Source organism: Actinophytocola sp. (assembly GCF_036002505.1).
Lineage (GTDB): Bacteria > Actinomycetota > Actinomycetes > Mycobacteriales > Pseudonocardiaceae > DASYTH01.
This window is the reverse complement of the sequence record NZ_DASYTH010000031.1, coordinates 21,455-30,243: the sequence shown is the minus strand read 5'-3', so window position 1 is coordinate 30,243 and position 8,789 is coordinate 21,455. Positions and strand designations below refer to the sequence as shown.

Annotated in this window: 7 protein-coding genes; 1 reads left to right on the top strand and 6 read right to left on the bottom strand. The window is 68.8% G+C overall.

The window, feature by feature from the left end; genetic code table 11:
- Nucleotides 1-1,404: MDR family MFS transporter (locus VGR06_RS01795; protein WP_327557145.1), on the top strand; the 1,404-nt coding region annotated here is incomplete at its 5' end.
- Between the two features lie 102 nt (nucleotides 1,405-1,506).
- Here the strand turns inward: VGR06_RS01795 and VGR06_RS01790 are convergent.
- The 6 genes from VGR06_RS01790 to VGR06_RS01765 all read right to left on the bottom strand — a co-directional run bounded on the left by VGR06_RS01790 (nucleotide 1,507) and on the right by VGR06_RS01765 (nucleotide 8,683).
- Entirely contained in the window at nucleotides 1,507-2,511 is a 1,005-nt protein-coding gene (locus tag VGR06_RS01790) for an LLM class flavin-dependent oxidoreductase (RefSeq protein ID WP_327557144.1), read from the bottom strand.
- A gap of 67 nt (nucleotides 2,512-2,578) precedes the next feature.
- Nucleotides 2,579-3,886: a PHB depolymerase family esterase gene (locus VGR06_RS01785; protein ID WP_327557143.1), complete on the bottom strand. Its 1,308-nt coding sequence runs from the start codon at nucleotides 3,884-3,886 to the stop codon at nucleotides 2,579-2,581.
- 31 nt (nucleotides 3,887-3,917) lie between these two features.
- Complete coding sequence (locus VGR06_RS01780) at nucleotides 3,918-5,018, bottom strand: ricin-type beta-trefoil lectin domain protein (protein ID WP_327557142.1); 1,101 nt, start codon at nucleotides 5,016-5,018, stop codon at nucleotides 3,918-3,920.
- A gap of 18 nt (nucleotides 5,019-5,036) precedes the next feature.
- Nucleotides 5,037-6,665 (bottom strand): glycoside hydrolase family 27 protein, encoded by a 1,629-nt coding sequence (locus VGR06_RS01775; RefSeq protein ID WP_327557141.1) that lies wholly within the window; start codon nucleotides 6,663-6,665, stop codon nucleotides 5,037-5,039.
- A gap of 190 nt (nucleotides 6,666-6,855) precedes the next feature.
- A complete protein-coding gene (locus VGR06_RS01770; RefSeq protein WP_327557140.1) occupies nucleotides 6,856-7,779 on the bottom strand; it encodes a carbohydrate ABC transporter permease in 924 nt (307 codons plus the stop codon).
- The gene (locus tag VGR06_RS01765; protein ID WP_327557139.1) at nucleotides 7,769-8,683 is read right to left on the bottom strand and encodes a sugar ABC transporter permease; all 915 of its coding nucleotides are present in this window, start codon (nucleotides 8,681-8,683) and stop codon (nucleotides 7,769-7,771) included. Before VGR06_RS01765 ends, VGR06_RS01770 begins: the two co-directional genes overlap by 11 nt.
- Nucleotides 8,684-8,789: the final 106 nt, after the last annotated feature.

Here is an 8,789-nt window from a genome sequence, read left to right as displayed (position 1 = left end):
GGTGGCGTGGGGTTGCGGTCGGACCGCGGACCCGTGCTGCTGTCGGTGATGCTCGCGACGGCGCTGGTCGCGATCGACACGACGATCCTGGCGACCGCGGTGCCGGCGGTGGTGGACGATCTCGGCGGGCTTTCCCAGTTCCCGTGGTTGTTCTCGATTTTCACGCTGGCCCAGGCCGTCTCGGTGCCGCTGTACGGCAAGTTCGCCGACATCGTCGGGCGCAAGCCGATGATGATGCTCGGGATCACGATCTTCCTGGTGGCCTCGGTGCTGTGCGGCGCGGCCTGGAGCATGCTGTCGCTGATCGTGTTCCGGGCGCTGCAGGGCCTGGGTGCGGGCGCCGTGCTGCCGATCGGGCAGACCATCGTGGCGGACATCTACACGCTCGTCGAGCGCGCCAAGGTGATCGGCTACCTGGCCAGCGTGTGGGCCACCTCGTCGGTGGTCGGCCCGACGCTCGGCGGGGTGTTCTCCGACTACGTGTCCTGGCGCTGGATCTTCTTCGTCAACATCCCGATCGCCGTCCTGGCCATGCTGATGCTCCAGCGCGGCTTCACCGAGCGCGTCGAACGCACCACCCACAAGATCGACTACGCCGGGGCCGGCCTGCTCGCGGCGGGCGGCGCGCTGCTCATCCTGGGCCTGCTCGCCGGCGGCGTGGACTGGGCCTGGGACTCACCGGCGAGCGTCACCGTGCTCACCGCGGCGGCCGTGCTGCTGGTGCTGTTCGGCCTGGTCGAGCGCCGCGCGGCGGAGCCGATCCTGCCGCTGTGGATCTTCCGGCGGCGGGTGCTGATCGGCGCCAACACCACCACGCTGTGCGTCGGCGTCCTGCTGATCGGTCTGATCTCCTACGTGCCGCTCTACGCCCAGGAGGTCCTCGGCACCAGCGCCCTGGTCGCCGGGTTCGCCGTCGCCGCCCTCACCATCGGCTGGCCGATCGCCGCCACCCTCTCCGGCCGCATCTACCTCCGCTTCGGGTTCCGCAACACCGCGCTGTTCGGCTCCGCCTTCGCCATCACCGGCAGCATCGTGCTGATCACGGTCACCCCCGGCAGCTCCGTGCTCCAACTCGCCATCGGCTGCTGCATCATCGGTGCCGGACTCGGGTTCATCAACGCCCCCTCCCTGGTCGCCGCCCAGGCCTCCGCCGACTGGCAGACCCGGGGCGTCGTCACCGGAGCAAACCTCTTCGCCCGCTCCCTCGGCAGCGCCGTCGGCATCGCCGTGTTCGGCGCCATCGTCAACGCCACCCTCGCCCCCGACCCCCGACACCTGCTCCCCACCGCCATCCACAGCGTCTTCCTCGGCGCCGCCGCCGTCGCCCTCGCCGCCCTCCTCATGATCATGATCATGCCCGGCGGCGTCCCGAGCCCCGAGCCGGCCCCCACGGGTGTCGACTAGCGCGAGCATGATCGCGATGGGTGGGAAAGCAACGTCACGTTGCTTTCCCAGCCCACCCCCGCCAAGCCGCGCCACCTCAGCATGGCATGTCGAAACACGCCTTCAGAGCGACACCTTCTCGGTGACGAGCTCGAAGGAGCGGAGCCGGTCATCGAGGTCGTAGACCATGGTGGTGAGCATCAACTCGTCGGCGCCGGTGCGGGCGAGGAGGTCGGCCAGCTGGTGCCGGACCGTGTCGGGTGAGCCGACCGCCTGGTCGGCCCACCGGTTGTCGATGAACGCCCGCTCCGGGTCGCTGTAGGGGTAGGCGGCCGCCTCCTCCGGCGTGCGGAGCGCTTCCGGGGTGCCGGTGCGAAGTTTGAGGAACGCGAGCGCGGACGGACCGGCGAGCCAGTGCGCACGCTCGTCGGTGTCGGCGCAGATGACCGCGACGGCGACCTTCGCGTACGGCTCGGACAGCCAGCGGGAGGGACGGAAGCTGCGCCGGTACAAATCCAGCGCCGGCACCGTGTTCGCCGAGCTGAAATGGTGCGCGAAGGAGAACGGCAGCCCGAGCAGCCCGGCGAGCCGGGCGCTGAAGCCGCTCGACCCCAGCAGCCACACGGCCGGCTCGTTGCCCCGCCCGGGGACCGCCATGATGCCGCCGACCTCACCCGCGAAGTAGCCGATGAGGTCGGTCAGCTCCTGCGGAAACCCCTCCGCGGACAGACCTTCCGTCGTGCGCCGCAACGCCAGCGCGGTCCGCTGATCCGTTCCCGGCGCGCGCCCGATGCCCAGATCGATCCGCCCCGGATGCAGCGCCTCCAGCGTCGCGAACTGCTCGGCGACCACCAGCGGCGCGTGATTGGGCAGCATCACCCCGCCGGAGCCGACCCGGATCCGCGACGTCCGCGCGGCCAGGTGCGCGATCAGCACCGCCGGTGACGAGCTGGCGATCGACGGCATGTTGTGGTGCTCGGCCACCCAGAGTCTCAGATAACCCAGCTCCTCGACCCGTTTCGCCACCTCGGTGGTATGCCGCAAGGCCTCACTCGCGCTGCCACCGCTCTGCAGCGGGGCCAGCTCCAACACGGAAAGCGGAACACCGGTCACAAGCCGGTCAACCACACCCGGCTCGGATCTCTTCCCGGCCCTGCGGTGACCCGGGTGCACACCCCGGGTCACCGGCGGACGGTCATCCGATGGTGCAGGGGTTCCCGTTGAGCGTGAACGAGGTCGGCTTGCCGGTGCTGCCGGTGTGGGTGGCCTGGAAGCCGATGTCCCGGATCGACGTGCCGGGGTTGATGACCGCGTTGTGGCTGACGTTACGGGCGGTCACCTGGCCGGAGGTGGGGCTGTACGTGGCGTTCCAGCCCGAGGTGATCGTCTGCCCGCCGGGGAGGGTGAACACCAGCGACCAGCCGTTGACCGGGTTGTTGCCGGTGTTGGCGATGGCGAGGTCGGTGGTGAAGCCGGTGTTCCACGCGTTCATCGTGTAGGTGACCCGGCACCCCGCGGGCGGCGGCGTCCCGGTCGTCGTGGTGGTGGTCGTGGTCGAGCTCGGCGGGATCGATGTGTTCAGGCCGAAGAACGCGACCGCCATCGCGGCCATGCCAGCCATCGGCAGGTTGTGGCCTCCGCCCTGCACGACGATGCCCTCGACCGGCGCCTGGGTGCCGGTGCCGCCGTAGCGGGTGCGGGTCCAGCCGGACGGGGTGGTGTCCTGGAACGACGGGGTCTGGCTCACGCCGAGCACGTTGGTCCACTGCTTGACCTCTTCTCCCCAGTTGGGGAAGAACAGGATGTTGTCGTTCGTGCCGTGGAACAGCTGCATGCGCGGGCGCGGCCCGGTATAGCCGGGGTCCATCCCGCGCGCGGCGTCACCCCACTGCTGCGCGGTCCTGATGATGCGGCCGTTGGAGCACTCGTTGTTCCACTCGGACCCGTTCGTGGTGGCGAAGCAGGTGGCCGGCACCCCGGAGAACGCCGCCCCGGCCTTGAACACGTCCGGGTAGTCGCCGAGCAGCACGTTGGTCATCATCGCGCCGGACGAGGCGCCGGTGACGTAGATCCGGTTCGCGTCGCCGTTGCGGTTCGCGACGGTCCAGTCGATCATCGACTTGATCCCCACCGGATCGCTGCCCCCGCCCCGGCGCAGCGCCTGCGGGCTGGACACGTCGAAGCACAGGCTGGCGCGGGTCACGGTCGGGAAGACGATGATGAACCCGAACTGGTCGGCCAGCCGGGCGAACTCGGTGCCGCTGAAGAACGCCGGGCCGGATCCGCCGCAGTAGTGCACGGCCACCAGGATCGGCGGCCGCGGGGCCACCACCCGGTCCGGGACGTAGAGGTGCATCCGCAACCCGCTCGGGTTGTTCCCGAAGTTCGTGATCTCCACCAGCGACGCCGCCGAGGCGGGTGGCGGCGCCAGCGCGCTCAGCGCGACCCCGATCAGCAACGCGACCGCACCAAGGCAGCCGAGAGCTACTTTTCTCGCCGTCATGAGAGCTCCCTCGAAAAGATTGGAATGCGCGTCAGCGCAGGGTCCATTGCTGGTTGGTTTGCCCGTTGCAGGTCCACAGAATGAGCTTCGTGCCGTTCGCGGTGCCGCGCCCGTTGGCATCCAGGCACAAATTGGACTGCACGCCGGTGATCGTGCCGTTGGAATTGACGTTCCACTGCTGGTTGGTCTGCCCGTTGCAGTCCCAGGTCACGACCTGCGTGCCGGCCGTGGTGCCCGCGTTCAACGCGTCCATGCACTTGCTGCCCAGAACCATGAGCTGGCGGCTGGCGGTGACCGTCCAGGACTGGTTGGCCTGACCGCTGCAGTCCCAGATCTGCAGTTGGACCCCGTTGGTGGTGGAGGAGTTCGGCACGTCCACGCACCGGCCGGACCCGCCGCCCACGATCTGCCGGCCCGTTCCGCCGCCGGGGGTGCCGATGCTGCCGGGTACCGAACTCAAAGCGTTGAACCAGGTGGTGGCCATCTTGTTGTAGCCGGTGGCGTTCGGATGCACGCCGTCGGCCAGGTCGGCGGTGGTCAGCGCGGCGTGCTGGTCCACGAAGTGCACGTGCCGGCCGGCGTTCACCTTGCTCTGCACGATCCCGGGGATGGTCGCGTTGTAGGTGCGGACGTTGGCCTCCGCGCCGGCGTTGGACAGCGGGATGATCGACGCGACGAACACCTCGGCGCTCGGCACGGTCGCGGTGATCTTGTCGATCAACGCGGACAGCCGGCCCGGCGCACCGGCCAGGTTGAAGTTCTGCAGGACGTCGTTGGTGCCGATGTGCAGCAGCACGGAATGCGGGTTCGTGGCCCGCGCCCAGTTGACGATGTTCGCGTCGATCTGGTCGATGCGCCAGCCGGAGTGCCCTTCGTGATCATGGTCGCCGAGGGTGGCCGGCCCGTTGAACAGCGAGCCGACGAAGTCCACCCGGAAACCGCCGGACCCGAACCGTTGCCACAGGCCGATCCGGTACCCGCCGGGCACCGTCAGGCCGTCGGTGATGGAGTCACCCAGCGGCATTACCCGGACTCCGCCGTTCGATTCGGCGGTGGCCGGGCTGCCGTGCAGGGCCGCGCCGGTGAGCACGGCCAGGGTGGCCGCGGCGAACCATCGCGCTCGTGTGCGCATTGTCTTTCTCCCTCGAATTCAGCGCAGGGTCCATTGCTGGTTGGTTTGCCCGTTGCAGGCCCACAGAATGAGCTTCGTGCCGTTCGCGGTGCCGCGCCCGTTGGCATCCAGGCACAAATTGGACTGCACGCCGGTGATCGTGCCGTTGGAATTGATGGACCACTGCTGATTTGTTTGCCCGTTACAGTCCCAGATCACCACAGCCGTGCCGTTCGTGGTGCCCCGGTTGAACGCATCCAGACATTTACCGCCCAGCACCGTCAACTGGCGGCTGGCGGTGGCCGTCCACGATTGGTTGGGCTGGCCGCTGCAGTCCCACAGCTGCACCTGCGTGCCGTTCGTGGTGGTGGAGTTCGGCACGTCCACGCAGCGGCCGGACTGGCCGCCGACGATCTGCCGGCCCTGGCTGCCGCCGTCGGTTCCGGCGACGGTGAGCAGCACGGCCTGGCCGGCGGGCACGCTCGCGGTGAAGCCGGTGGCGAAGCTTCCCCGGTCGGCCGCGGCCCACACGTCGCGCACGCTCGCCGAGCCGGTCAGCCCCAGGGACGACCAGCGTGCGGTGATGGACGCGGTGGAACCGGTGCGGTTGAGCAGCACCACGGCGCGGCGGCCGCTGCCGGACAGGACCTTGCTGTACACCTGCAGCCCGGACTGGTCCTCGGCGACCTTGACGCCCTGGCGGCCGAGCGAATCCTGGTTGATGGCCAGCATCTCGCGGTTGGTCAGGATGGCTCGCGTATTCGCGCTCATGGTGGCGAGGTTGTTGCCGGCGATCAGCGGCGCGGCGGAGATCGCCCACAGGCTCAGGTGCGTGCGGTTCTGCGCGTCGCTGAACCCGGGCATGCCGGCGATGAGCATGTCCGGATCGTTGTAGTGGCCAGGACTCTGCGCGGCGGGGTGCTGCGCGGCATCGAAGTTGGCCAGCACCCGGGCCATCGACGGGGACTCGCCGAAGAAGATGATGTCGCCGCTGGTGCGCCACAGGCTGGAGATGGCCGGCGCCCAGTCCCAGGGGCTCTGGATGCCCCACTCGGTCACCGAGAGCACCATCGGCCGGCCGGTCTGCGCGGTCGCGCGGTCGATGGCGGCGCTGATGCTCTGGAACGTGGTGCGGGGGTTGAGCCCCTCGGCGTCGCCGCCGCACCAGTCGACCTTGACGTAGTCGAAGCCCCACCGGGAGAACTGCAGGAAGTCCTGGTCGTAGTGGCCCTCACTGCCCGACCCTGGCGCGGCCGGCCGCCCGGTCGGGAAGTAGAAACCGCACCCGTCCCGGCCGGCGTCGGTGTAGATCCCCGCCTTGAGCCCCTTGGAATGGATGTAGTCGGCGATCGCGCTCATCCCGCCCGGCCACTCGTTCGTGTCCACCACGATGTTGCCGGCGCCGTCCCGGGTCCCCTGCCACCACCCCTCGTCGATGTTGACGTACTGGTACCCGGCGTCCTTCATCCCCGACGACACCATCGCGTCGGTCTGCTGCCGGATCACGCTCGCGTTGATCCGCGCGGCGAACGTGTTCCACGAGTCCCACCCCAACGGTGGCGCCGGGATGAACGCCACCGCCGCCGCGGGATGTGGCTGCCCGGCGACCATGACGAGACCGGCCACCAGGGCGACAGTGAGCGCGAGCACCGAACGGGTCCGGAACATGGCCATCCTCCGTGCTAGAAGCCACTCTGCTTCTGGGAGCGCTCCCAGACATTTCGATATCTCGAACAATGTCTGACAGGCCGGATGACCCGACGGTAACGAGCCAACCGCCCACGGTCAACCCACCGGCCAGGATGCCCTGAAGGCCGCCTTCGGGACGTTCAATGCCCTGAAGGCGGCCATCAGGGCATTACTTGATGCCCGTGGTCGCAATCCCCCTGACCAGGAACCGCTGCCCGATCAGGAACGCCAGGAACACCGGCAGCAGCGACACCACGGACATGGCGAACATCGCCCCCCAACTGGTCCCGGTGGTGGCGTCGACGAACGACCGGAGCGCCACCGGGACGGTGTACATGTCCGGGTCGGTGAGGAAGATCAGCTGGCTGTAGAAGTCGTTCCAGGTCCAGATGAACGTGAAGATCGCCGTGGTGGCGAGCGCGGGGACCATGAGCGGGAGGATCACCCGCAGGAAGATCCCGGCCCGGCCGCAGCCGTCGATCCGGGCGGCGTCGTCCAGCTCGCGCGGGATGCCCCGGATGAACTGGACCATGAGGAACACGAAGAACGCGTCGGTGGCCAGCATCTTCGGCACGATCAGCGGCAGGAACGTGTTCACCCAGCCGATCTGGGAGAACATGACGTACTGCGGCACGATCACCACATGGATCGGCAGCATGATCGTCATCAGCATGATGGTGAACAGCACCTTGCGGCCGCGGAACTCCAGCCGGGCGAAGGCGTAGGCGGCCATCGAGCAGGACACCAGGTTGCCGACGATCGCGCCGAGCACCACCACCGCCGAGTTCAGCAGGTAGTGGCCGAACGGGTGGGACAGCGCCGTCCAGCCGGCCGGGTAGTTACCGGCGTCCACATGGGACAGCAGCAGCCCCGGCTCACGGAAGATCTCGTCACCCGGCCGCAGCGAGCTGACCACCATCCAGAGCACGGGATACAGCATCAGCAGGGCGGTCGTGATCAGCGCGGCGTGCTTGAGGACCGATCGCACCCGGGCCGTGGCGCGCCGGCGCCGGCGGGGCGGCCGGCGCGGCGGCTCCCCCGGCCAGGTGCCGGGCCACGCCGCGCGGGTCAGCGTCGGGGTCTCAGTCGTCATAGAACACCCAGTACCGGGCGGCCAGGAAGTTCACCGCGGTGAACCCGGCGATGATCACCAGCAGCACCCACGCCATCGCCGAGGCGTACCCCATGTCGAAGTTGCCGAAGCCGCGGTTGTACAGGTACAGCGTGTAGAACATCGTCGAGTCCGCGGGCCCACCGGTCCCGCCGGACACCACGAACGCCTGGGTGAACGACTGGAACGCGTGAATGATCTGCAGCACGAGGTTGAAGAAGATGATCGGGGTCAGCAGCGGCAGCGTGACGCTGAAGAACTGCCGCACCCGCCCGGCGCCGTCCACCGCGGCCGCCTCGTAGAACATGGTCGGGATCTGCCGCAGGCCGGCCAGGAAGATCACCATGGGGGCACCGAACGTCCAGACATTGAGGACGATCAAAGTGGACAGTGCGGTGCCCGGCTCGGAGATCCAACTCTGCCCCTGCACCCCGACCAGCGCGAGCGCCTGGTTGACCAGCCCGTCGCTGCCGAACACCCGCTTCCACAGGATCGCGATCGCGACGCTGGTGCCGAGCAGCGACGGCAGGTAGAAGATCGAGCGGTAGAACGCCATCCCCCGCACACCCCGGTCGAGCACCACCGCGAGCAGCAGCGCCAGGGCGAGCTGCACCGGCACCGACACCAGCACGTAGGTGAACGTGACCCGCAGGGCGTTGTGCAGCCGCTCGTCGGACAGCATCCGGGAGAAGTTCTCGAACCCGATCCACCTGGCCGGCTGCAGCAGGTTGTAGTTGGTGAAGGACAGGTACAGCGACGCCACGATCGGCCCGATCGTGATCAGCAGCAAACCGAGCAGCCACGGGGCCAGAAACAGGTACGCCGCCAGGTTCTCCTTCTCCCGCGAGGCCCGCCGCCGACCACCCAGCTCGCGCAGCACGGTCACGGCCGGGCCGTCCGGTAGGTGCCGGCCCTCACGCGGAGTCCGCCAGCTCGGGAATGTTGGCCATGGTCGTGGGCCGCCTTGGCTGGTGGGTCACCGGACCGCTCCT